The sequence below is a fragment of the Massilia consociata genome, from assembly GCF_042432755.1.
Lineage (GTDB): Bacteria > Pseudomonadota > Gammaproteobacteria > Burkholderiales > Burkholderiaceae_D > Telluria > Telluria consociata.
Genome location: NZ_JBHLWP010000017.1, coordinates 40,469 through 62,444, shown reverse-complemented (window position 1 = coordinate 62,444; position 21,976 = coordinate 40,469). Strand labels below are relative to the sequence as shown.

The window sequence follows — 21,976 nt, the reverse complement described above, 5'->3', positions numbered from 1 at the left end:
CATTACTGCGTTGCACCATTTTGGTCAAGCCTCCATGAAGAAAAAAGATTGGGGGCAGAAGCATGCACAAGCATGGTGCGATACGGAAGCTCAGCGCTGCATGCCCCAGCGGCGGACGGTGAGGCGTTCCAGGGTCTGGAACACCAGGTGCTCGATGGCCAGGCCGATGAGGATGACGGCGGCCAGGCCGGCGAAGACCTTGTCGGTGAAGAGCTCGTTGCGGTTCTGGAAGATGTACCAGCCCAGCCCGCCCTGTCCCGAGGTACTCCCGAACACCAGCTCGGCGGCGATCAGGGTGCGCCAGGCGAAGGCCCAGCCGATCTTCAGGCCCGACAGGATGCTCGGCAGCGCGGCCGGGACCAGGATGTGCAGCACCATGCGCAGCCCGCCGAGGCCGTAGTTGCGGCCGGCCATGCGCAGGGTCTCGGGCACCGCGCGAAAGCCCGCGGTCGCGTTCAGGGTCAGCGGCCACAGGACCGAATGCACCAGCACCATCAGCAGGCTGCTCTTGCCCAGGCCGAACCACAGCAGCGCCAGCGGCAGCAGCGCGATCGCCGGCAGCGGGTTGAACATGGCCGTCAGGGTGTCGATCAGCTCGCGACCCGCCTTGCTGGAGACGGCCAGCCAGGTCAGCAGGAAGGAGCCGGCAACGCCGAGCACGAAGCCCTGGGTCAGCACCTGGAGCGAGACGCCGATGTAGCCCCACAGTTCGCCCGAGACGATGCCGGCGCCGAAGGCCTGGGCCGTCTGGACGGCGCCGGGCAGCAGCAGGTCGTTGTCGACCCAGCGGGCCGAGGCTTCCCAGGCGAGGGCGATGGCAAGGAGCATGGCGAGCTTGCGCAGCCAGGCGAGGTTGCGCGTCGCACTTCCCATTGTCTGGCCGGAAGATGGCGCAGACACCGGCGCGGCTGGCGCAGTATCGAGAATGTATTCAGGCCGGACTGGAGGAGTCATCATTGGCAAAGTCATCGGCAATTCGGATGGTGGTCGAACGCGTGGTCGGTTCCGCCGAGCGCGCGTTCAAGCGGCGCATGAACATCCCCGAACAACAAATCATGGATCCGCTGCGTCGCCGCCTGGAACTCGGCGCTGCCCGCGCTGGCCAGGCTGAACTGGTGGCTGTTGAGCTCCGCCCTCACCCTCCCCGGATGCGGCGACAGCAGCAGGATGCGGTTGCCCACCACCAGCGCTTCCTCGATCGAATGCGTCACGAACAGCATGGTGAAGCCGATCTCTTCCCACAAGGCCTGCAGCGCTTCCTGCATGCTGCGCCGCGTGAGCGCATCGAGCGCGGCGAAGGGCTCGTCCATCAGGAGGATGGCCGGCTGCATCGCCAGCGCGCGGGCGATCGCCACCCGCGCCTTCATGCCGCCCGACAGCGTGTGCGGATACGCATCGACAAAGCGCGCCAGCCCGACCTTGCCCAGCCAGTGGCGCGCCCGCTGGTCCGCCTCCTTGCGCTTCACGCCACCGGCCAGCATCGGGAACATCACGTTTTCGCGCACCGTCTTCCACGGAGGCAGCTGGTCGAACTCCTGGAACACGACGATGCGGTCCGGTCCCGGCCGGGTGATCGCCTGGCCGGCCAACGTCAGGCTGCCGGCCTGCGGCGCGATGAAGCCGCCGACGGCTTTCAACAGTGTCGACTTGCCGCAGCCGGACGGCCCCAGCAGCACGAAGCGGTCGCCGCGGTGCACGTCGAAACTCACGCCCTCGGTGGCGCGCACGATGCCGCGCTCGCCCTTGTATGCGAGCGTGACGTGCTCGACGCGCAGCAGCGGTTCGTTCTGGACCAGGTTCAGCGGACTCATGCTCGGCTCCTCAGCTTCCATCGCCCAGCGCCGGGTGGACGAAGAAATAATCGCGCCAGCTCGCCGGCCGGTTGCGAATGGCGCCCACCTCATGCAGGAACTGCGCCAGCACCAGCGTGTTCTGCGGCGCCACCTGGAACTGCACCTGCGGGTTCCTGATCACCTTCACCAGCAGCGCCCTGTCGATGTTGCCCTTGTTGACGCGCAGGTAGGCGTCGGCCGCCGCTTCCGGATTCCTGCTCGCCAGCAGGGCCGCCTCGCCAAGGGCGTCGATGAAGGCACGGTAGGTCTTCGGGTTTTCCTTGACGTATTTTTCGGTGGCATAGAGCACGGTCGCCGAGCTGGGGCCGCCCAGCACCTCATACGAATCGAGCACGATGCGCGCCCGTGGATTGCCGGCCAGTTCCTGCTCCTGAAACGGCGGGTTGCCGAAGTGGGCGTTCAGCTCGGTCTTGCCGGCGATGAGGGCGGCCGCCGCGTCCGGGTGCGGCACGGTCTGGGTGAGCGGGTCGAGCCTGCGGAATTCCGCCTTGCCCCACTGCTTCGCCGCCGCCATCTGCAGGATGCGCGCCTGCACCGACACCGTCACCGCCGGCAACGCGATCCGGTCCTTCTGACTGAAGTCGGCAATGGTCTTCACGGCCGGGTTGGTGCTGACGAGGTAGTACGGGAAGTTGCCGAGCGACGCGATGGCGCGCACGTTCTGGCGCCCGCGGGTCCGGTCCCAGATGGTGAACAGGGGACCGAGCCCGGCGCCGGCCACGTCGATCGAGCCGGACAGCAGCGCATCGTTGACGGCCGCGCCGCCCGACAGCTTGACCCAGTCCACAGCGATGTCGACGCCGTGCTTCCTGCCGTGCTTTTCGATCAGCTTCTGGTCCTGCGCCACGTTCAGCAGCAGGTAGACGACGCCGAACTGCTCGGCGATGCGGATCCTGCCTTCGGCCTGGGCCGTCCCGGATACCCCAAGGGCCAATGCCAGCGCCGCGGCAGCGAACTTCATGTTATCGATCATGGTGTTCTCCGGTTCAGAACGGGACGTCGCCCTCGATGGTGGTACGGTAGAGCTTGCGGCGCTGCTCCTGCGGGAAGGGCGTGGCCAGGTGCAGCAGCGAGCGGTTGTCCCAGAACACCAGGTCGTTTGGCCGCCACCCGTGGCGGTAGACGAATTCCGGCCGGGTGCTGTGCTCGAACAGGATGTCGAGCAGCGCGCGGCTGCGCTCGTCGGGCACGCCCAGCAGGCGCGTGGTGAAGTGCTCGCTGACGAACAGCGCGCGGCGTCCCGTCTCCGGATGGGTGCGCACCACCGGATGGACCGCCGGCACCACCTCGTCGATCTGCGCCTGGGTCAGCGCAGGCCGCCAGGGATTGCGCCGGCGCAGCTCTTCGTAGCGCGCGAGGTAACTGTGCTCGGCGCGCAGCCCGGCGATCTCGCGCTTGATCTTGCCCGGCAGCGCTTCATAGGCGGCGTGCTGGTTGGCAAACAGGGTATCCCCTCCCTCGGCCGGCAACTCCTGCGCGTGCAGCATCGAGCCCAGGCTCGGCACGGCTTTGTATGACAGGTCCGAATGCCAGAAGTGGCCGGCATCGCCCAGCCCGATCGGCTGGCCGTTCTCGCGGATGTTCGAGATCACCAGCACTTCCGGGTGCAGGGGTAGCTGGAACTGGCGCAGCACGTGGATCTGCAGGCGGCCGAAGCGGCGGCTGAAATCGACCTGCTGTTGCGGCGTGAAGGACTGCTCGCGGAACACCAGCACGTGATGCTCGAGGTGGGCGCGGTGCAGGCGGTCGAAATCGTCCTCGCTGAGCGGACGGGCAAGGTCGAGGCCGAGCACCTCGGCGCCGAGCGGCTGGTTGACCAGGGGGCGGATGTCGAAGTCCTGTCGGGTAGAATCGAGAGGCATGATGGTGAGCAATGAGTGAGTGGGCGGGAGTGGTCGTGTTTTCAGAATAGCCACGCCCAACATGCTCAACAACGAATCATTTCGACTAACTTCATGCAGTTTTTGCACGCCTTGGCCGGTCGCCGGCAGGCCCGCTGCGCGATTTGGATGCGCCCGGCATGGTTTTTTGCTAGCATTCGACAGTTTTCCTTACGGCATTCGCATTACACGCCCTTTCCAACGACGCATGGCCACAGACAAAGAACTCAACGACTTCCTCGAGAATGTCGAACGGCGTGCGTTCAAGCAGGCGGTCTATGCGGTACGCAAGGACGAGGCGGCCCTCGACATCGTGCAGGATGCGATGATCAAGCTGGCCGAGAAATACGGCGACAAGCCGGCAGCCGAGCTGCCCATGCTGTTCCAGCGCATTCTCCAGACGACCATCCTCGATTACTTCCGCCGAGAAAAGGTACGCAATACATGGATTAGCTTGTTCTCCGGCTTCAGCCGCCCGGAGGGAGACGACGAGGAGTTTGATATACTTTCCTCGTACGAAGCCGAGGAAGGGACGGCCGCCGCGGAATCGAGCGCAGACCAGTTCGAGCGTGCACAGACCTTGCAGATCATCGAACAGGAAGTAGAAAAGCTCCCACCGCGTCAACGGGAAGCCTTCCTCATGCGTTACTGGCAGGACATGGACGTGGCCGAGACGGCCGAAGCGATGGGGTGTTCGGAAGGGAGCGTCAAGACGCACTGCTCCCGCGCCACCCACGCTCTCGCCGCGGCGCTCAAGGCCAAGGGAATCAAGCTATGAACACGGACGACATCAACCTGGCGTACAAGGTACGCCATGCCCTGAACGAGAACCTCGACGCACTGCCGGCCTCGACGACCGAGCGGCTGGCCGCGGCGCGCGCGCGCGCCTTGTCTCGCAAGAAACCCGATGCTCCTCGCGCAGCGGCGCGCCAGGGCAAGCGTCCGCTGTTCGACTTCAGGTCGCTGTTCTCCAGCACGAACCTGGCGCGGCTGGGGGTCGTGGCGCCGATGCTGGCGCTGGTGATCGGCATGGGCGGCGTGTACCAGCACGAGCAGCAGCAGCGCCTGGCCGCCATGGCCGAGGCCGACGCGGCCGTGCTGGCCGACGAGCTGCCGCTGACGGCCTACCTCGACCACGGTTTCAACGCCTACGTGGAGTCGCAACAGCGCCAGCAATGACGAAGCCCGCTCCGAAGCCTCGCATCGCCGTTGTTGCAACTGCGGCAGCGGTCTTGATTGCCGGGGCCGCGACCTGGGCGGTCTACAACCGGTCCGACTCGACCGCGTCCGCGACGCGCGGCGCCGACGCGGCCGACGTTGCCGACGACGACGCCAAGCCGGCCGCCAAGACCCTCGACAGGCCGCTCTGGCGCCATCTGTCCGCCGCCCAGCAGGTGGCGCTCGCCCCGCTGCAGCCCGAGTGGGACCAGATGGAAGGCATGCGCAAGCGCCGCTGGCTGGAGCTGTCGCACCGCTTCGCCTCGATGAGCCCGGCCGAGCAGCAACGCATCCATGAGCGCATGCGCCAGTGGATGCGGCTGACGCCGGCCCAGCGCGAACTGGCCCGCGAAAACTACAACAAGACCCGCAAGCTCGATCCGGAACAGAAGGCTGCGACCTGGGAAAGCTACAAGCAGTTGTCCGAGGAAGAAAAGCGCAAGCTCGCGCGCTCGGGCACGGCGCGGCCGCAGGGCGCGCCGTCGATGCCGCACTCGCCGATCATCGCCGCGCCGACCAGCTGCCCGCCGGGCGCCATGCGCCGCGGTACCGCGTGCATCCTGCCGGAGCCGGCGCCCGCCACGCCCGCCGTAACCACCCCCGCATCGACCAGCCCCGCCGCCACGGCCCCGGCGGGCGTTGCGTCGACGCCGCCTGTCTCGGCCCCAGCCCCGGCGCCGGCACCCGGTTCGGCACCTGCATCCGCACCGGCACCCGCAACCGCCCCGGCAGCCGCGTCCGGTACGAGCGCCGCCCCTCCTCCATCCGCCGTCCAGTCCGCACCGAATGCAAGCAACTAAGCAAGCAACCGAGCAAGCACCCGAGCTGGCACCCAAGCAGGCAACAACGCAGGCCGGCAGGCCGGCGCCGGTCGCCACGCCAAGCATCCGCCGCCGCGTGACGGCCATGCTGTACGAAGGCCTGCTGCTGCTTGCCGTCGAGATGTTCGCGGTCGCGCTGTACATGCTGGTGACGTGGAACAGCCAGCATCCGGTAGCGAAGGAAGGCATGAAGGTCTACCTGTTGCTGGTGACGGCGGGCTATTTCATGTGGTCCTGGATCGACAGCGGACACACGCTGGCCATGAAGACCTGGCGCATCAAGGTGGTCAAGCCCGGCTGCGCCCGCGTGCCGTTCAGGACGGCGGCCCTGCGTTTCCTGCTGGCCTGGGGATGGTTCCTGCCGGCCCTTCTCGTGTGCTGGGCCTTCGAGCTGCACGGCAAGGGGCAGATCGCGGCGGCATTCCTGGTCGGGATCGCGGCCTGGGCGACGACGGCGCTGTTTGACAAGGACCGGCAATTCCTGCACGATCGCCTGGCCGGCACGCGCCTGATCTTCCTGCCCAAACCCTAGCGGCGTTGGCACGCCCGGATTTGCTGCGCGGCATTCGAACGCGGCAATGAAAGGAACAGGGGAATAATCGAAGGCTTCCAACCTGGATCCTGAAGAAAGGTGAACCATGAAGCTTTCGAACATCCGCGTCGTCATCATGGGCGCGTCGAGCGGCATCGGGGCGGCCACGGCCGTCGCATTCGCGCGCGAGGGTGCGCACCTGGTGCTGGGCGCACGGGGCAAGGAAGGCCTTGACGACGTCGCGCAGCGCTGCCGCCAGGCCGGCGGCCAGGCCGAGGCGCTGGTCGTGGACGCGCTTGATGCCGACGCGGTCGCGGCATTCGCGCGCAGGGCGCGCGCGATCCTGGGCCGGATCGACCTGTGGTTCAGCAGCGTCGGCAGCGGCGTGGTCGGCAAGTATGCCGAGGTGCCGATGGCCGACCACAGGCGCATCATCGAGACCAACCTCATCAGCCATATGAACGATGCCCACGCGGTGCTGCCGGTCTTCCTCGAGCAGGACCACGGCATCTGGGTCAACATGATCTCGGCCGGCGGCTTCGTCGCCTCGCCCTACGCCGCCGCCTACTCGGCCAGCAAGTATGGCCTGCGCGGCTTCAGCGAGGCCCTGCGCGCCGAACTGGGCAAGCGGCCCCGCATCCATGTCTGCGACGTGTATCCGACCTTCGTCGACACACCCGGATTGCGTCACGCGGCGAACTACACCGGCGCCAGGCTCTCCTATCCGCCGGGGGTCCTGAGGCCCGAAAAGGTGGCCGAGGCCATCGTCGACCTCGCGCGGCATCCGCGCGACTCCACGTCGCTGGGGGCGCCGGTCTCGGTGCTCAGGCTGGCCAACCTGGCCGTGCCCAACCTCATCGCATCAGGCATGAACCGTTTCCTGGATGCCTGGGCGAAGCGGGCCGAACCGGCAGCGGACACGCGCGGCGTGCTGTATGCCCCGCCGCGCGGCGCCAGCGGCATCCACAGCGGGCAGCGCCGGCCGGAGCAGCAGCACAACACGGCGCTCGTCGTCGGGGTGGCGGCGCTTGCGGCGGCGATCGGGATGCAACTCTGGCGCCGGAAGGACTGATCAGGAGGCGCGTGGCGAAGCCGGCCAATGTTGCATGCGTACGCTAGCGCATTCAGAACCGCTCATGGTCGAGCAGATACCGCCACTGCCCCGCCTGCAGCCCCGCCATCGGCACCCGCCCGATCCGGATGCGCCGCATCTCGACGATCTCCAGCCCCACTTCGCGGCACATGTGGTCGATCAGCCCCGGCCGCACGCCCTTGAGCGCGAAGCGCAGGCGGTGCTCGTTCTGCCAGCTTACCTTCATCGGCGCGATCGGCTTGCCGTTGAAGTTCAAGCCATGGTTCAGCAGCGCCAGCCCGCCTTCCTTGATGGTGCCGGTGACGTGGACGATGAATTCCTGCTCGACGCGCGCGCTTTCCTCCACCAGCTTGCGCACCACGCGGAAGTCCTGCGAGTAGATCACCAGCCCGCTCGCATCGGTCTCCAGCGGCGACGTCAGGGTGAGCTTGTGCAGGTGCCGCTTGAGCAAGCGCGGCTGGCCGTGGCCCTGGGCCAGCGCTTCCGGCCTCAAGCAGGCCAGCGCGGGTTCGCCGCGCGCGCCGACGCCGGAATGGAAGCCGGCCGGCTTGTGCAGCAGGATCGTCACCGGCGCCGGTTCCTCGGCGGTGGCGCCGGGCAGCAGGCGCACGTCCTGCGACGGCAGCACGCGCATGGCAGGGTCTTCGGCCACGTTGCCGTCGACGCTGACCCAGCCGCCGGCGATGTAGCGCTCGGCCTCCGCGCGCGAACAGCCCAGCTGGCTTGCCACGCGCTTGGCCAGGCGGACGCCTTCGTCGGGAGCGTCGTTCGTCATCTTGCCGGTCACTGGGCGCGCCAATCGGCGAAGAAGGCCTGGAACACCTCGACGGTGCGGGCCACGTCGGCAGCGGATACGTCCAGGTGCGTCACCAGGCGCATGCGCGGACCGACGGTGGCGCGGATGCGCGCGCGCGCCAGCGCCTCGCGCAGCGGCTCGCAGGCGGCAGCCGGGACGTCGATCCAGAAGATGTTGGTCTGCGGGGCGTGGACCTTCAGCGCCTCGATCTGCGACAGGCCCTGCGCCAATACTGCGGCATTGTCATGGTCCTCGGCCAGGCGCTGCACGTTGTGCTCGAGCGCGTAGTGCGCCGCGGCGGCCAGCACGCCGGCCTGGCGCATGCCGCCGCCCAGCATCTTGCGCCAGCGCTTGCCCTGCTCGATGAAGGCCTTCGGACCCAGCAGCACGGAGCCGACAGGCGCGCCCAGGCCCTTCGACAGGCAGACCGACACGGTATCGAAGCCCTTCACGGCCTCGCGCAGGCTGGTGCCGTTCTTGACGGCCGCGTTGCAGATGCGGGCGCCGTCGAGGTGGGTCGCCAGGCCCCTGCTGTGCGCGAAGTCGGTGGCCGCCTTCACGTAGTCCTGCGGCAGCACGCGGCCGCCGATCGTGTTTTCCAGCGCCAGCAGGCGGGTGCGCGCGAAGTGCATGTCGTCGGGCTTGATGTAGGCCTCGATGTCCGACAGCAGGATCGATCCGTCCGCCTGGTTGGCGATCGGCTGGGGCTGGATCGAGCCCAGCACCGCGGCGCCGCCGCCTTCATACTTGTAGGTGTGCGCTTCCTGGCCGACCAGGTACTCGTCGCCCCGGGCGCAATGGGCCATCAGGGCGATCAGGTTGGTCTGGGTGCCCGAGGGGGCGAACATGCCGGCCTCATAGCCGAACAGGTCGGCGGCATAGTCCTGCAGGCGGTTGACCGCCGGGTCGTCGCCGTACACGTCGTCGCCGACGTCGGCCGCGGCCATCGCGGCGCGCATCGCTTCCGACGGTTGGGTGACGGTGTCGCTGCGCAGGTCGATCCAGTGCTCGTTCTTGCTCATGTCGTTTTCAGTCCGTGGTCAGTCGGTTGCCAAAGGCGCGTCTTGCGCCGCTTGCGGGGTGTAGAAACGCTGCTTCATCTCGTCCAGGCCGAGCTCGGCCAGGACTTCCTGCAGGCGCTCGGCCGGACGGCGGCGCGGCAGGTTCTTGTAGGTGGCGACGATGAGCTCGTTCTTCATCGAGTGCTCCCAGCCCACCAGCTCGGTCACGGTCACCTGGTAGCCGTGCGCTTCCAGCTGCAGGCAGCGCAGCACGTTGGTGACCTGGCTGCCGAATTCGCGGGTATGGATCGGGTGGCGCCAGATCTCGGTCAGCGCGCTGCGGCCCAGATCCCTGCCCTTGTTCTTGCGCAAGACCGTGGCGACTTCGGCCTGGCAGCACGGCACCAGCACCATGTGCTTCGCCTTCTTCTTGAGGGCGAAGTCGATGGCGTCGTCGGTGGCCGTGTTACAGGCGTGCAGCGCGGTGACGATGTCGATCGTCGGCGGCAGCTTGCTCGAGGTCGTGGATTCCGCCACCGACAGCGGCAGGAAGGACATGCCGGTAAAGCCCAGGCGCGCCGCCAGCTCGGTCGACTTGCTGACCAGCTCTTCGCGGGTTTCGATGCCGTAGATGTGCGAGCCGTCGGCCAGGTCCTTGAAGAACAGGTCGTACAGGATGAAACCGAGATAGGACTTCCCTGCCCCATGGTCCACCAGCGAGACGCCGGGCTTTTCCGCCTGCACGTCCTTGAGCAGCGGCTCGATGAAGTTGTACAGGTGGTAGACCTGCTTGAGCTTGCGGCGGCTGTCCTGGTTCAGCTTGCCGTCGCGCGTGAGAATGTGCAGTTCCTTCAGCAGCTCGACCGACTGGCCGGGACGGACCTCGGGCGGAAGTTCGGGCGCTGTGGGCGCTGCCATGGGTTTGGGGGTGTGCTTAGCGTGCTTCATCGATCCATGCTGCCTGAATGGCTTCCAGTATGCGTTCGCCGCCGCGCGTGCGGTCGTCGTTGAACCCGTCGAGCCCGACGACCCAGTTGTGCAGGTCGACGAAGCGCACCGTGGCGGGGTCGACCTCCGGGTACCTCTCGTAGAGGGCTTCCGCGATGGCGGTGACGTCGGTCCACTTCATGGCAGCCTCCTGCTCGTTGCGTCCGGTGGCGTTCGGTGCGGTGAGTCTTTCGGTGACTACCCGGCGGCCTCAATGGCTCCTCCGTGGCTCCTCAGTGACTCCTCAGTGACTCTTCTCGGCCGCGTGGTTGATCGTGTACTTCGGGATTTCGACGACGAGGTCTTCGTCGGCGACGATGGCCTGGCACGACAGGCGCGAGTTCGGCTCCAGGCCCCAGGCCTTGTCCAGCATGTCTTCTTCTTTTTCTTCCTGCTCGTTGAGCGACTCGAAACCTTCGCGCACGATCACGTGGCAGGTGGTGCAGGCGCAGACGCGGTCGCAGGCGTGTTCGATCTCGATGTCGTTTTCCAGCAGCACGTCGCAGATCGACTTGCCGCTCGGGGATTCGAGCACGGCGCCGTCGGGGCAGAACACCGGATGGGGAAGGATGACGATTTGTGGCACTTGGGTTACCTCGTTGATTTTTCTATGTAACTGCCTCCGCACGTCGTTCCCGCGAAGGCGGGAACCCAATTTTTGCGTGCGCTAACGAAACGCGACCAACTTGGATTCCCGCCTATGCGGGAATGACGGTCTTGAGGCTCATGGTCGTAATTCGCGCCGGCGATCGGCCAGCCTTTTACACCTCGTCCAGCGACTTGCCGGCCAGCGCCTTGCGCACGCTCTTGTCCATGCGGCGCGCGGCGAATTCCTCGGTGCCCTTGGCGAGCGCCTGCACGGCCGCGTGCAGGCCGTCCTGGCGCTGGCCCGGCTCGAGCGCCGTGTCGTTCGAACGGTAGATCGCGTCGCGCACGCCGTGCACCAGCTTGGCCACCTCGTCCTGCTCCTCAATGCTCAGCAGGTCCGCATCCGCATCGAGGGCCGACTGCGTGGCCAGCAGGATGCGCTCGGCCTCGACCTGTTCTTCGCGCAGTGCGCGCATCTGCATGTCGCCCTGGGCCGCGCTGTACGAGTCCTGCAGCATGCGCGCCACCTCGTCGTCGCCCAGGCCATAGGACGGCTTGACGGTAATGGACGCTTCCACGCCCGAGCGCGTCTCGCGCGCCGACACCGACAGCAGGCCGTCCGCGTCCACCTGGTAGGTCACGCGGATGCGCGCGGCGCCCGCCGCCATCGGCGGAATGCCGCGCAGCTCGAAGCGTGCCAGCGAGCGGCAGTCGGAGACCAGCTCGCGCTCTCCCTGCACGACATGGACCGCCAATGCAGTTTGACCATCCTTGAAGGTGGTGAATTCCTGGGCGCGGGCGCATGGAATGGTCGAGTTGCGCGGAATGATCTTCTCGACCAGGCCGCCCATCGTCTCGATGCCGAGCGACAGCGGGGTCACGTCCAGCAGCAGCCAGTCGTCGCCCTCGGCGCGGTTGCCGGCCAGGAGGTTGGCCTGGATGGCGGCGCCCAGCGCCACCACCTTGTCCGGGTCGATGTTCGCGTGCGGGATGGTATGGAAGAACTCGCCCACCGCGCGGCGCACATGCGGCATGCGGGTGGCGCCGCCGACCATCACGACGCCGTCGACGTCCTCGACGCTCACATCGGCGTCGCGCATCGCCTTGCGGATCGCATTCATGGTCTTGGCAACCAGGTGCCTGGTGATCTCGGCGAAGGTGTGCGCGGTGATTTGCACCTGCACGATCTCGCCCGACTTCAGGATCGCCTCGACGGTGGTTTCGTCGTTGGTCGACAGCAGTTCCTTGGCCTGACGCGCCTTGACCATCAGCGTGGCCGTATCGTGCTCGGACAGCGGGGCCAGCCTGGCCTGCTCGACGATCCAGCAGAACAGGCGATGGTCGAAGTCGTCGCCGCCCAGGGCCGAATCGCCGCCGGTGGACAGCACTTCGAACACGCCCTTGGAAAGCTTGAGGATCGAGATGTCGAAGGTGCCGCCGCCGAGGTCGTAGACCGCGTAGATGCCTTCCTTGCCGTGGTCCAGGCCATAGGCGATGGCGGCGGCGGTCGGCTCGGACAGCAGGCGCAGCACGTTGATGCCGGCCAGCTGGGCGGCGTCCTTGGTGGCCTGGCGCTGGGCGTCGTCGAAATAGGCCGGCACGGTGATCACGGCGCCGACCAGCTCGTCGCCGAGCGAATCCTCGGCGCGCTGGCGCAGCGTGGCCAGGATCTGGGCCGAGGTCTCGACCGGGCTCTTCACGCCGGCGACGGTATTGATCTGGACCATGCCGGGACCGTCGACGAAATCGTAGGGCAGGTTCTCGGCGTGGGCGATGTCGGCCAAAGCCCGGCCCATGAAGCGCTTGACCGAGACGATGGTGTTCTTCGGGTCGGTGGTCTGGTGGGCCTGGGCCTTGTAGCCGATATTGGCATGGCCGTTCGGCAGGTAACGCACGACCGAGGGCAGCAGCGCACGGCCGTCCTCGTCGCTCAGCACTTCCGGAATGCTGCTCCGCACGGTCGCAACCAGCGAGTTGGTGGTGCCCAGGTCGATGCCGACCGCCAGGCGGTGCTGGTGGGGGGCGGTGGACATGCCTGGTTCGGCGATTTGGAGAAGTGCCATTGTCGTGTTACCTGTTTGTTGTTCTTGTAGGGTGGGCGGCTCTGCCGCCCACGCGTTCAACTGACGGATTCGCCGTCGAAATGCATACTCTATTTGGACGCGTGGGCGGGAGACCCGCCCACCCTACGTACCGCGATCATTCGATGTTTACCGCTTACGCGTCCAACGCCTCGAATGCGTACTGTACCTCTTCCCCGAATTTATCGAGGAACATCATGGCGCGCACGGTCTGCGCCGCCCCATGATAATCGCCGCCGTCGAGCTGCCTGCCGACCTGTTCCAGCATCGCCTTGCGCTCGCGCCGCACCTGCGCATCGAGCTCGTCCAGGGCGCCCGCATCCTTCGCCGCGCGCGCATCCTCGAGCGCCTCGCGCCATTCCATCTGCTGCATCAGGAAGGCGGCCGGCATGGCGGTGTTCGACTCGGTCTGCAAATCGACGCCGTTGATCTCGCAAAGATACTGCGCGCGCTTTTGCGGGTTGCGCAGGGTTGCATAGGCCTCGTTGGCGCGGGTGGCCCACTGCATCGCCACGCGCTTCTCGGTGTCGGAGGCGTTGACGAAGCGGTCCGGGTGCACGCGGCCCTGGATTTCGCGGAAGGCCGCGTCCAGCGCGGCCTGGTCAACCGCGAACGTGGCCGGCAGCTGGAACAGCTCGAAGTGCGTCTGCTTCATGTCAGATACGGAAGCTTTCGCCGCAGCCGCAGTTGTCCTTGACGTTCGGGTTGTTGAAGCGGAAGCCTTCGTTCAGGCCTTCGCGCGCGAAGTCCAGTTCGGTGCCGTCGATGTACGGCAGGCTCTTCGGATCCACGAAGACCTTCACGCCGTGCGATTCGAAGACATTGTCTTCGTTCGAGGCTTCGTCGACGTACTCGAGCTTGTAAGCCAGGCCGGAGCAACCGGTCGTGCGCACACCGAAGCGCAAGCCGAGGCCCTTGCCCCGGCGTTCGAGGTAACGGTTGACGTGCTTCGCGGCTTTTTCAGTCAGGGTGATTGCCATAAGGCTTGCTCCAGTTTCTGTCTAACTCAGTTGCTACCAGTTACGCCTTTTCGGCGTGCTTGCTCTTGTAGTCGGCCACGGCGGCCTTGATCGCGTCTTCTGCCAGGATCGAGCAGTGGATCTTGACCGGCGGCAGCGCCAGCTCTTCGGCGATCTGGGTGTTCTTGATCGCCAGCGCCTCGTCCAGGCTCTTGCCCTTGACCCACTCGGTCACGAGCGAGCTGGAGGCGATGGCCGAACCGCAGCCGTAGGTCTTGAACTTCGCGTCTTCGATCAGGCCCTGGTCGTTGACCTTGATCTGCAGCTTCATCACGTCGCCGCAGGCCGGTGCGCCGACCATGCCGGTGCCCACTGCTTCGTCGCCCTTGTCGAAAGCGCCGACGTTGCGCGGGTTTTCGTAGTGGTCCAGTACTTTGTCCGAATATGCCATTTTATGCTCCTAGAATTCCGTGATTAATGGGCTGCCCATTGGATCGAATTGAGATCGATGCCTTCCTTGAACATGTCCCACAGCGGCGACAGTTCGCGCAGTTTGCCGACCTTCGACTTCAGCAGTTCGATGGTGAAATCGATGTCCTGCTCGGTCGTGAAGCGGCCGATGGTGAAACGGATCGAGCTGTGCGCCAGCTCGTCGCTGCGGCCCAGGGCGCGCAGCACGTAGGACGGCTCCAGGCTGGCCGAGGTGCAGGCCGAACCCGAGGACACGGCGATGTCCTTGATCGCCATGATCAAGGACTCGCCCTCGACATAGTTGAACGAGACGTTCAGGTTGTGCGGGACGCGGTGCTCCATGTCGCCGTTGATGTAGACCTCTTCGATCTCCAGCAGGCCCTTGGCCAGGCGGTCGCGCAGCACCTTCACGTGCACCAGTTCGGCGTCCATCTCTTCCCTGGCGATGCGGAAGGCTTCGCCCATGCCGACGATCTGGTGGGTTGGCAGCGTGCCCGAACGCAGGCCGCGCTCGTGGCCGCCGCCGTGCATCTGGGCTTCCAGGCGCACGCGCGGCTTGCGGCGCACGTACAGGGCGCCAACGCCCTTCGGGCCGTAGACCTTGTGCGCGGTGAAGGTCATCAGGTCGACCTTGCTGCTTTCCAGGTTGATGTGGACCTTGCCGACGGCTTGCGCGGCGTCGCAGTGGAAGATGATGCCCTTCGAGCGGCACAGCGCGCCGATCTCGTCGATCGGCTGGATCACACCGATCTCGTTGTTGACCAGCATGACCGAGACCAGGATGGTGTCCGGACGGATCGCCGCTTCCAGCTGTTCGATGGTGATCAGGCCATTGTCCTGCGGCTCGAGGTAGGTGGCTTCGAAGCCGACACGCTCGAGTTCGCGCACGGTGTCCAGCACCGACTTGTGCTCGGTCTTGACCGTGATGATGTGCTTGCCCTTGGTCTTGTAGAACTGGGCGGCACCCTTCAGGGCCAGGTTGTTCGATTCGGTCGCGCCCGAGGTCCAGATGATCTCGCGCGGGTCGGCGCCCACGATGGCGGCGACGTTGGCGCGCGCTTCCTCGACGGCGGCTTCCGCGGTCCAGCCGTACATGTGGCTGCGCGAAGCCGGGTTGCCGAACTGCTCGCGCAGGTAGGGGATCATCTTGTCGGCCACGCGCGGATCGACCGGGGTGGTCGCCGAGTAGTCCATGTAGATGGGGAAATGCGGCGCAGTCACGAAGCTCTGCTCGATTTTTTTGTCCAAAGGCGCGTTCATCAGTTCACTCCGGTTTCAATTTTTGCGGTGGCGTTGGCGCCGGCGGTGCGGTGCACCACCACGACGTTCTGTTCTTTCTGCTTCTGCTGGTCGACCAGGTCTTGCAGCGAGACCGAATCGAGGTAGTCGACCATCTTGGCGTTGAGCGTGGTCCACAGTTCGTGGGTCATGCAACGGGTGCCGGAAGCAGCGTCGGCGCCGTGACAATTTTCTTTGCCGCCACACTGGGTGGCGTCCAGCGGCTCGTCGACCGCGATGATGATGTCGGCAACCGTGACCTTGTCCGCCGGACGGGCCAGGCTGTAGCCGCCGCCGGGGCCGCGGATCGACTCGACGATCTCGTGGCGGCGCAGCTTGCCGAACAGTTGCTCCAGGTACGACAGCGAAATGGCCTGGCGCTGGCTGATGCCCGACAGCGTGACCGGACCATTGCCCTGGCGCAGGGCAAGATCGATCATTGCGGTAACAGCAAAACGGCCTTTGGTGGTCAGACGCATCACAACCCCGGTTAGTGTAAAATATTGCTTTTGTTCAATCACCGGGTGCAGCGCAGCATGTCAACGCTTGCAGCGGCCTTGCCGAATAACCCGATTACCTGAACGATTTAGTCAAGTATAGCAAATCTTGACCGGCTTGTCTCGGAGCCCCCCAAAACGCCCGGGGCCACCGAAGCCCCCCCTCCCCCGTCTTTTCCCCGCTTTTCCGCGTCCCGCGCTTTATTGCAAGCGCAGCAATTCCATCGGCCCGAACAGTTCCTGCATGCCCTTGTGCCGGATGAAGGACAGGTTGTACGGGTGCTCGGCCAGGATCTGCGGCAACTGCCGTGCCTCCGGCAGGCGCTGGAGCTGCTCTGCGATCTTTCCCCACAACACTAGCGTCGGCGGCGGCGCCTGCCTGGCCAGCGCGGCCAGCACCGTCTGCAGGAAGGGTTGCCAGGCACGCGCATCGACGGCCGGCGCCACATGCTTGCGGAACACGAGCGCCGCGTTCAGCAGCAGGAAGCCGTGGCGGTGCAGGTTGTCCTGCAACTGCGCCAGGGTCTGGATCGAGCTTGAACCGCTCGCGCGCGCCGCCTGCGCCACCGGGGCCAGCGCGCTGCCACCGGTGCTCTCGGGCTGCAATCGTCCATCCGCCACCAGCAACATCTTCATGAAGTTGCGCAGCGAGGTGGCGCGGTTGACCGGCTTCGACAGGCCGGTCTCGCTCCACAACTCTCCCACCGCCCCGTCCATGAAGCACACGCCGGTGGCGCTCTCGGCGCGCGGATACGGCCCCTCGCCCACCAGCACATGGCGCACCTGTTGCAGCGACTGGGCGAAGGCGGCGAAGATGCGCCCTTCGGTCGGCAGGTAGTCGTCGACGGCCAGCGCCGGCAGGTAGTCGGGGCTGGCGGCGGCGACGGCCTGCAGGCCGGCTTCCAGGATCGGCCGCCAGGAGGCGTCGGCGCGGTCGAGCGCAGCCAGGATGGGTTCGGGAATATGGTGGTCGGACATAGTGGAAAGGCAAGGCGAAGGGAGGCGCGATTGTAACGCAGCAGCCTTCAGCGTCGCGTGTCGTGGTTGCCTGGCGGGGGCTTGTTCCACTGGTCAATCTAGCGTCCGCCTTTGGCATTTCAAGGCATGATTTTTCCGCTGCCTTTGCGTGCAACGCCGGGGCCTTCGACCAACCCAACCATGCAGGAGGATGTATGCAAACCGTTCGTGAAGTGATGACACCCGATGTGCAAACGATCTCGCCGAAGGAAACCGTGCAGCGCGCGGCCCAGCTGATGGATGAGCTGAATGTCGGCGCCATTCCTGTCTGCGACGGCGACCAGCTGGTGGGCATGATCACCGATCGCGACATCACGGTGCGCTCGGTGGCCGCCGGCCAGTCGCCGGACCAGGCTTTTGTCGGCGACGTGATGAGCACCGACGTGCGCACCTGCTACAGCAACCAGGACATCGACGAGGTGCTGGGCACCATGGGCGACGTGCAGATCCGGCGCGTGCCGGTGATCGACGAGCAGTCGAAGCAGCTGGTGGGCATCGTGTCGCTGGGCGATCTGGCAACCAAGTCCTCGTCCGACGCGGCCGAGCAGGCGCTGGACGAGATTTCGACGCCGTCGGAGCCGGACCGGTCGGAGACGCGGCATTGATGTTTTTTATGTAGCTCCCGGATGAGCTGGCAGCTGCGGTACGGGTGGGTCCCCGCATGCGCGGGGACGACGGTCTTCAGGTTAGCGGAAGAATGGTGCAGTCGTGATTCCGGCTACTTCCTCGAGCACGTCGTTCCCGCGCAGGCGGGAACCCAATTCTTGAATGCTGCCGAGCCGTCGAACCCTCACTCCGCATCCGGCTGCTGCGACGGATGCGCCGCCTTGAACGCCGGCAAATCCACGCACAGGTCATTGATGCGCGCGATCGTCGGATACGCCGTCACGTCGATGTCGAAGCGCTTGGCATTGAACACCTGCGGCACCAGGAAGCAGTCGGCGATGGTCGGGCTGTCGCCGTGGCAGAAGGTGCCGGTACCCGGGTTGCGCGCCAGGTGGGCTTCCAGCGAGCGGAAGCCTTCGATGATCCAGTGGCGGTACCAGTCGGTCTTGGCCTGCTCGTCCTGGCCCAGGTGTTTCACCAGGTACTTCAGCACGCGCAGGTTGTTGACCGGGTGGATGTCGCAGCCGATGATCTGCGCCAGCTCGCGCACGCGGGCGCGTCCTACCAAGTCCTGCGGCAGCAGCGGCGTTGCGGGATAAGCCTCTTCCAGGTATTCCAGGATCGCCATCGACTGGCTCAGGACGATCGCATCGTCCTGGAGGGCCGGCACCAGAGCGCTCGGGTTGACGGCCAGGTATTCCTGCGCCAGGTGCTGGCCGCCGTCGCGCAACAGGTGCACCGGCACCGCCTCGTAGGCCAGGCCCTTCAGGTTCAGCGCGATGCGCACCCGGTACGCGGCCGAGCTGCGGAAATAGGTGTAGAGCTTCATGCCGGTTTCCTTTCTTCCTTCCGGTGCACGTCCTTCCGGTGATACTGCGCCACTTCCTGGTCGATGGCGCCGAAGATGCTGGCGCCGTCCTTGTCGACCATTTCGATGCGCACCGTATCGCCATACGCCAGGTACGGCGTCGCCGGCTTGCCCTGCTCGATGGTCTCGTACATGCGCACCTCGGCCAGGCAGCAGTAGCCGACGCCGCCGTTGGCGATGCTCGAACCGTGCAGGCTGCCCTGCTTGTTCGACACCGTGCCCGAGCCGACGATGCTGCCGGCGCCCAGCTCGCGCGTCGTAGCCGCGTGCGCGACCAGTTGCGCGAAGCTGAAGGTCATGTCCTCGCCGGCGTTGGGGCGGCCGAAGGGCTGGTCGTTGAGCGTCACCAGCAGCGGCAGGTGCAGCTTGGAATCGACCCAGGCCTCGCCCAGCTCGTCCGGCGTGACCGCCACCGGCGAGAAGGCGCTGGCCGGCTTGGACTGGTAGAAGCCGAAGCCCTTGGCCAGCTCGTTGGGGATCAGGTTGCGCAGCGAGACGTCGTTCACCAGCATGACCAGGCGGATCGACGCGGCCGCCTCCTCGACGCTGGCGCCCATCGGCACGTCGCCGGTGATGACCGCCACCTCGGCTTCCAGGTCCACGCCCCACTCTTCCGACAGCACGGCGATCGGGTCGCAAGGGCCGACGAAGGCGTCCGAGCCGCCCTGGTACATCAGCGGGTCGCTGTAGAAGGATGCCGGCACCTCGGCATTGCGCGCCTTGCGCACCAGCTCGACGTGGTTGATGTAGGCCGAGCCGTCGCACCACTGGTAGGCGCGCGGCAGCGGCGAATGGCACTCCTCTTCGAGGAAGGACTCGGCCCGGTCGGCGGTCCCCAGGTTCAGGCGCTCGTAGATCTTCTTCAGCTGGGGCGCGGTCTCTTCCCAGTGGTCCAGCGCGTACTGCATGGTCGGCGCGATCTTCGGGACAGCCTGGCAGGTCACCAGGTCGCGGCTGACGACGACCAGGGTGCCGTCGCGGCCGCCATGCTTGAGCGTAGCGAGTTTCATTGCGTTTCCTTCAGGAGTGATGACTTTCCGCCATTACAATCGAAAACGAACTATCATACAAACAGTATTTTTCACCGCATTTATCGGACTATCTTATGAATCGCGCATCATGAACCCGACATTGCGCCAGATGCGCGCCTTCGTCGCGGTGGCCAGGACGGGTAACTTTACGCTTGCCGCGCAAGCCATGCACGTGACGCAGTCCGCGCTCTCCGGTTTGATCAAGGAGCTCGAACAGACCCTGGGCGCCAGGCTCGTCGACCGCAGCACGCGCCGGATCTTCCTGACCGACATCGGCACCGAGCTTTATCCGCTGTTCAGCCAGATGATCGACGACCTCGACGGCGCGCTGGCGAACGTGGCCGAGCACACCTCGCTGAAGAAAGGCGTGGTGCGCGTCGCGGCGCCGCAGCTGATGTCGTGCACGCTGCTGCCGGAAGCGATCGCCGCCTACCGCGCGCAGTACCCGGACATCGACGTGCGCCTGGGCGACACCGGGGTGGAAAACGTGATCACGCGCGTGCTGTCGGGCGAGGCCGACTTCGGCGTCGGCCCCGAGCGCGAGCCAGCCCCGCCGCTGCACGCGCAACAGCTGTTCGAGATGCCGTTCGCGCTGGTGTTCCCCAAGGGGCACGAGCTGGAGGAGCAGGCGCGCGTGACCTGGCACGACGTGGCGCGCTACCCGCTCATCTCGCTGCAGGGCCAGTTCACCGAGCGCCTGCTCGACGACGTCCACGCCTCGCTGCATGGCTTGCAACGCGAGGTCCCGGTGAAGCCGGCCAACGAAGTGACCTTCATGACCACCGCGCTGGCGATGGCCGCCGCCGGGCTGGGCGTCACGGTGTGCCTGCCCTACGCCGCGCCGCTGGTGAGCCTGTACGGCCTCGTCATGCGTCCGCTGGAACAACCGGTGCTGACCCGCCGTTTCTTCGTCTACACGCGTCCCGGCCGCTCGCTGTCGCCCGCCACCGAAAGCTTCATCGGCTTCCTGCACGCTTTCGTGAGGCAGGCACGAGGCTAGCAGCCGCGCTACAATCCGGTGCATCGCCTACCGCAGCCGTCACCGCGCAGTTTTTACCAATGTCCCACAACACCATCGAGATCAACCGCTTGATGAACCGTTTCGACAGCCACGACAGCGTCTGGCTGTTCGGTTACGGTTCACTGATCTTCAAGGCCGACTTCCCCTTCATCGAACACCGCCCCGCTTCCATCTCGGGCTGGAGCCGCCGCTTCTGGCAGGGCTCGCACGACCACCGCGGCACCGAGAGCGCCCCGGGCCGGGTCGTGACCCTGGTGCCGGAGACCGGCGCCACCTGCCACGGCATGGCCTACCTCGTCACGCCCGAGGAATTCGCCCACCTCGACCACCGCGAGAAGAACGGCTACCTGCGCCTGGCCACCGACATCACCTTCGAGGACGGCACCGCCGCCGAGGGCATCGTCTACATTGCCACGCAGGAGAATGCCGCCTTCCTCGGTCCGGCCAGCGAGCGCGACATCGCGCGCCAGATCGCCACGGCGCGCGGCCCCAGCGGCCCCAACAGCGAATACCTGCTGGAGCTGGCCAGGGCGCTGCGCGAACTGGGCAAGCCGGACGCGCACGTGTTCGAGATCGAGCGGCACCTGGACGACTTCATCCGCGTGGCCTGAGCGGCGCGGCAGGCGCCAGCCGGGTTCAGCCCTTGCAGTCGCCGATCCGCGTCATGCGCTGCACGGTCCTGTATTCCTGCACCGGCCCGGCGCCGCTCTTCATCGCCGCCGCCGGCAGCGCCGCCTTCTGGTGCTTCTGCAGCTCGGCTTCGAGGCCTTTCGACTCTTCCAGGAAGGCGCGCGCTTCGGCGCGCTCCTCTGCCGTGCCCTCCTTCGCCATCTTCTCGGCAGCCCTGCGCATCGCCAGCAGGCCGCCGGCGGTGTCGGCCACGCTCGGCGCGCCGGTCATCGTGGTGTGGGCCGTGGTCTCCCAGGTACGGGCATCGATGCGGCGGATGCGCGTCTCGACCTTGCCCCACGGGCAGCTGCTGGACGAGACCATGCTGTCGCCGACGACCTGTCCCTTGCCGGCGCTGCAGCCGTCGATCTGCATCCCTTGCGGCAGGCTGCCAGCCTTGACCGGGCGGATGCACACCTGTTGCGGACCGTCGCCCGGCGTGGCAAAGCTGCCTGCCACGCCGTCGATGCGGCGATAGCTGGTATTGCCTGCGCCGGTGGCGGCATCGACCGCGGTGCGCGACTGCGCCTTGCCGGCCGGGTTGTGCGCCGTGCTGTCCTGGCGCGTCTCGATCTTGTACAGGCCCGGCGCCGGGAAGAAGCGGGGATCGGGCGCGCCCGCTGCGCTTGCGCCTGCGCTGGCCAGGGCCAGGGCCAGCCCGGCGATCATGGTATGACTTGCTTTCATCTGCTCGTTCTCCTTGTTCTTC

Annotated in this window: 27 protein-coding genes; 8 read left to right on the top strand and 19 right to left on the bottom strand. The window is 66.3% G+C overall.

Going from position 1 to position 21,976, the window contains the following annotated elements; translation table 11 throughout:
- Positions 1 to 90: 90 nt before the first annotated feature.
- From ACFFJK_RS18775 to ACFFJK_RS18760, 4 genes are read right to left on the bottom strand one after another with little or no spacing between them, the layout of a single operon-like run.
- The gene (locus tag ACFFJK_RS18775; protein ID WP_379681151.1) at positions 91 to 969 is read right to left on the bottom strand and encodes an ABC transporter permease; all 879 of its coding nucleotides are present in this window, start codon (positions 967 to 969) and stop codon (positions 91 to 93) included.
- Positions 966 to 1,832, bottom strand: a complete 867-nt coding sequence (locus ACFFJK_RS18770) for an ABC transporter ATP-binding protein (protein WP_379681150.1) — start codon at positions 1,830 to 1,832, stop codon at positions 966 to 968. Before ACFFJK_RS18770 ends, ACFFJK_RS18775 begins: the two co-directional genes overlap by 4 nt.
- Complete coding sequence (locus tag ACFFJK_RS18765; protein ID WP_379681149.1) at positions 1,822 to 2,826, bottom strand: ABC transporter substrate-binding protein; 1,005 nt, start codon at positions 2,824 to 2,826, stop codon at positions 1,822 to 1,824. The genes ACFFJK_RS18770 and ACFFJK_RS18765 overlap by 11 nt, the downstream gene beginning before the upstream one ends.
- A gap of 13 nt (positions 2,827 to 2,839) precedes the next feature.
- The gene (locus ACFFJK_RS18760) at positions 2,840 to 3,715 is read right to left on the bottom strand and encodes a TauD/TfdA dioxygenase family protein (protein ID WP_379681148.1); all 876 of its coding nucleotides are present in this window, start codon (positions 3,713 to 3,715) and stop codon (positions 2,840 to 2,842) included.
- 226 nt (positions 3,716 to 3,941) lie between these two features.
- Between ACFFJK_RS18760 and ACFFJK_RS18755 the strand changes: the two genes are divergently transcribed.
- The 5 genes from ACFFJK_RS18755 (at position 3,942) to ACFFJK_RS18735 (ending at position 7,376) form a co-directional block, all read left to right on the top strand.
- Complete coding sequence (locus ACFFJK_RS18755; protein WP_379681147.1) at positions 3,942 to 4,511, top strand: RNA polymerase sigma factor; 570 nt, start codon at positions 3,942 to 3,944, stop codon at positions 4,509 to 4,511.
- A complete protein-coding gene (locus tag ACFFJK_RS18750; RefSeq protein WP_379681146.1) occupies positions 4,508 to 4,912 on the top strand; it encodes a DUF3619 family protein in 405 nt (134 codons plus the stop codon). Before ACFFJK_RS18755 ends, ACFFJK_RS18750 begins: the two co-directional genes overlap by 4 nt.
- Positions 4,909 to 5,751 (top strand): DUF3106 domain-containing protein, encoded by an 843-nt coding sequence (locus ACFFJK_RS18745; protein ID WP_379681145.1) that lies wholly within the window; start codon positions 4,909 to 4,911, stop codon positions 5,749 to 5,751. Before ACFFJK_RS18750 ends, ACFFJK_RS18745 begins: the two co-directional genes overlap by 4 nt.
- Positions 5,738 to 6,304 carry an RDD family protein gene (locus tag ACFFJK_RS18740; protein ID WP_379681144.1) on the top strand — a complete coding sequence of 189 codons (567 nt, stop codon included), beginning with the start codon at positions 5,738 to 5,740 and terminating at the stop codon, positions 6,302 to 6,304. Before ACFFJK_RS18745 ends, ACFFJK_RS18740 begins: the two co-directional genes overlap by 14 nt.
- A gap of 106 nt (positions 6,305 to 6,410) precedes the next feature.
- Entirely contained in the window at positions 6,411 to 7,376 is a 966-nt protein-coding gene (locus ACFFJK_RS18735; RefSeq protein WP_379681143.1) for an SDR family oxidoreductase, read from the top strand.
- A gap of 52 nt (positions 7,377 to 7,428) precedes the next feature.
- Here ACFFJK_RS18735 and ACFFJK_RS18730 read toward each other — a convergent pair whose 3' ends face one another.
- The 12 genes from ACFFJK_RS18730 to ACFFJK_RS18675 form a co-directional block, all read right to left on the bottom strand.
- Complete coding sequence (locus tag ACFFJK_RS18730) at positions 7,429 to 8,172, bottom strand: rRNA pseudouridine synthase (protein WP_379681142.1); 744 nt, start codon at positions 8,170 to 8,172, stop codon at positions 7,429 to 7,431.
- A gap of 8 nt (positions 8,173 to 8,180) precedes the next feature.
- Positions 8,181 to 9,215 carry a low-specificity L-threonine aldolase gene (gene ltaE, locus ACFFJK_RS18725; RefSeq protein WP_379681140.1) on the bottom strand — a complete coding sequence of 345 codons (1,035 nt, stop codon included), beginning with the start codon at positions 9,213 to 9,215 and terminating at the stop codon, positions 8,181 to 8,183.
- Positions 9,216 to 9,233: 18 nt separating this feature from the next.
- Positions 9,234 to 10,112 carry a class I SAM-dependent methyltransferase gene (locus tag ACFFJK_RS18720; protein WP_379681139.1) on the bottom strand — a complete coding sequence of 293 codons (879 nt, stop codon included), beginning with the start codon at positions 10,110 to 10,112 and terminating at the stop codon, positions 9,234 to 9,236.
- Positions 10,113 to 10,128: 16 nt separating this feature from the next.
- Complete coding sequence (iscX, locus tag ACFFJK_RS18715) at positions 10,129 to 10,323, bottom strand: Fe-S cluster assembly protein IscX (RefSeq protein ID WP_379681137.1); 195 nt, start codon at positions 10,321 to 10,323, stop codon at positions 10,129 to 10,131.
- Positions 10,324 to 10,425: 102 nt separating this feature from the next.
- Positions 10,426 to 10,767 carry an ISC system 2Fe-2S type ferredoxin gene (fdx, locus tag ACFFJK_RS18710; protein WP_379681135.1) on the bottom strand — a complete coding sequence of 114 codons (342 nt, stop codon included), beginning with the start codon at positions 10,765 to 10,767 and terminating at the stop codon, positions 10,426 to 10,428.
- A 175-nt stretch (positions 10,768 to 10,942) separates the two neighbouring features.
- Positions 10,943 to 12,832 (bottom strand): Fe-S protein assembly chaperone HscA, encoded by a 1,890-nt coding sequence (gene hscA, locus ACFFJK_RS18705; RefSeq protein WP_379681134.1) that lies wholly within the window; start codon positions 12,830 to 12,832, stop codon positions 10,943 to 10,945.
- Between the two features lie 154 nt (positions 12,833 to 12,986).
- Entirely contained in the window at positions 12,987 to 13,505 is a 519-nt protein-coding gene (hscB, locus tag ACFFJK_RS18700; RefSeq protein ID WP_379681133.1) for a Fe-S protein assembly co-chaperone HscB, read from the bottom strand.
- A 1-nt stretch (position 13,506) separates the two neighbouring features.
- Entirely contained in the window at positions 13,507 to 13,830 is a 324-nt protein-coding gene (gene iscA / locus ACFFJK_RS18695) for an iron-sulfur cluster assembly protein IscA (protein ID WP_379681132.1), read from the bottom strand.
- A gap of 40 nt (positions 13,831 to 13,870) precedes the next feature.
- Positions 13,871 to 14,260, bottom strand: a complete 390-nt coding sequence (gene iscU / locus ACFFJK_RS18690; RefSeq protein ID WP_379681130.1) for a Fe-S cluster assembly scaffold IscU — start codon at positions 14,258 to 14,260, stop codon at positions 13,871 to 13,873.
- Positions 14,261 to 14,283: 23 nt separating this feature from the next.
- Entirely contained in the window at positions 14,284 to 15,540 is a 1,257-nt protein-coding gene (locus ACFFJK_RS18685; protein ID WP_379681128.1) for an IscS subfamily cysteine desulfurase, read from the bottom strand.
- The gene (gene iscR / locus ACFFJK_RS18680; RefSeq protein ID WP_379681127.1) at positions 15,540 to 16,037 is read right to left on the bottom strand and encodes a Fe-S cluster assembly transcriptional regulator IscR; all 498 of its coding nucleotides are present in this window, start codon (positions 16,035 to 16,037) and stop codon (positions 15,540 to 15,542) included. Before iscR ends, ACFFJK_RS18685 begins: the two co-directional genes overlap by 1 nt.
- A 219-nt stretch (positions 16,038 to 16,256) precedes the next feature.
- Complete coding sequence (locus ACFFJK_RS18675; protein WP_379681126.1) at positions 16,257 to 17,033, bottom strand: uracil-DNA glycosylase family protein; 777 nt, start codon at positions 17,031 to 17,033, stop codon at positions 16,257 to 16,259.
- Positions 17,034 to 17,227: 194 nt separating this feature from the next.
- On the opposite strand from ACFFJK_RS18675, the gene ACFFJK_RS18670 reads away from it, so the two are divergent.
- Entirely contained in the window at positions 17,228 to 17,677 is a 450-nt protein-coding gene (locus tag ACFFJK_RS18670) for a CBS domain-containing protein (protein ID WP_379681124.1), read from the top strand.
- Positions 17,678 to 17,862: 185 nt separating this feature from the next.
- On the opposite strand, the gene maiA is transcribed toward ACFFJK_RS18670, so the two are convergent.
- Entirely contained in the window at positions 17,863 to 18,507 is a 645-nt protein-coding gene (maiA, locus tag ACFFJK_RS18665) for a maleylacetoacetate isomerase (RefSeq protein ID WP_379681122.1), read from the bottom strand.
- On the bottom strand, positions 18,504 to 19,556 hold the full coding sequence (locus tag ACFFJK_RS18660) for a fumarylacetoacetate hydrolase family protein (protein ID WP_379681121.1): 1,053 nt from the start codon (positions 19,554 to 19,556) through the stop codon (positions 18,504 to 18,506). The genes maiA and ACFFJK_RS18660 overlap by 4 nt, the downstream gene beginning before the upstream one ends.
- Positions 19,557 to 19,665: 109 nt before the next feature.
- Here ACFFJK_RS18660 and ACFFJK_RS18655 point away from each other — a divergent pair, with 109 nt between their 5' ends.
- Both ACFFJK_RS18655 and ACFFJK_RS18650 read left to right on the top strand, forming a co-directional pair.
- Positions 19,666 to 20,577, top strand: coding sequence for a LysR family transcriptional regulator (locus ACFFJK_RS18655; protein WP_379681119.1), 912 nt, complete (start codon positions 19,666 to 19,668; stop codon positions 20,575 to 20,577).
- A gap of 59 nt (positions 20,578 to 20,636) precedes the next feature.
- On the top strand, positions 20,637 to 21,209 hold the full coding sequence (locus ACFFJK_RS18650; RefSeq protein WP_379681117.1) for a gamma-glutamylcyclotransferase: 573 nt from the start codon (positions 20,637 to 20,639) through the stop codon (positions 21,207 to 21,209).
- 25 nt (positions 21,210 to 21,234) lie between these two features.
- Here the strand turns inward: ACFFJK_RS18650 and ACFFJK_RS18645 are convergent, their stop codons facing one another.
- Positions 21,235 to 21,954, bottom strand: a complete 720-nt coding sequence (locus ACFFJK_RS18645; protein ID WP_379681115.1) for a hypothetical protein — start codon at positions 21,952 to 21,954, stop codon at positions 21,235 to 21,237.
- Positions 21,955 to 21,976 lie beyond the last annotated feature (22 nt).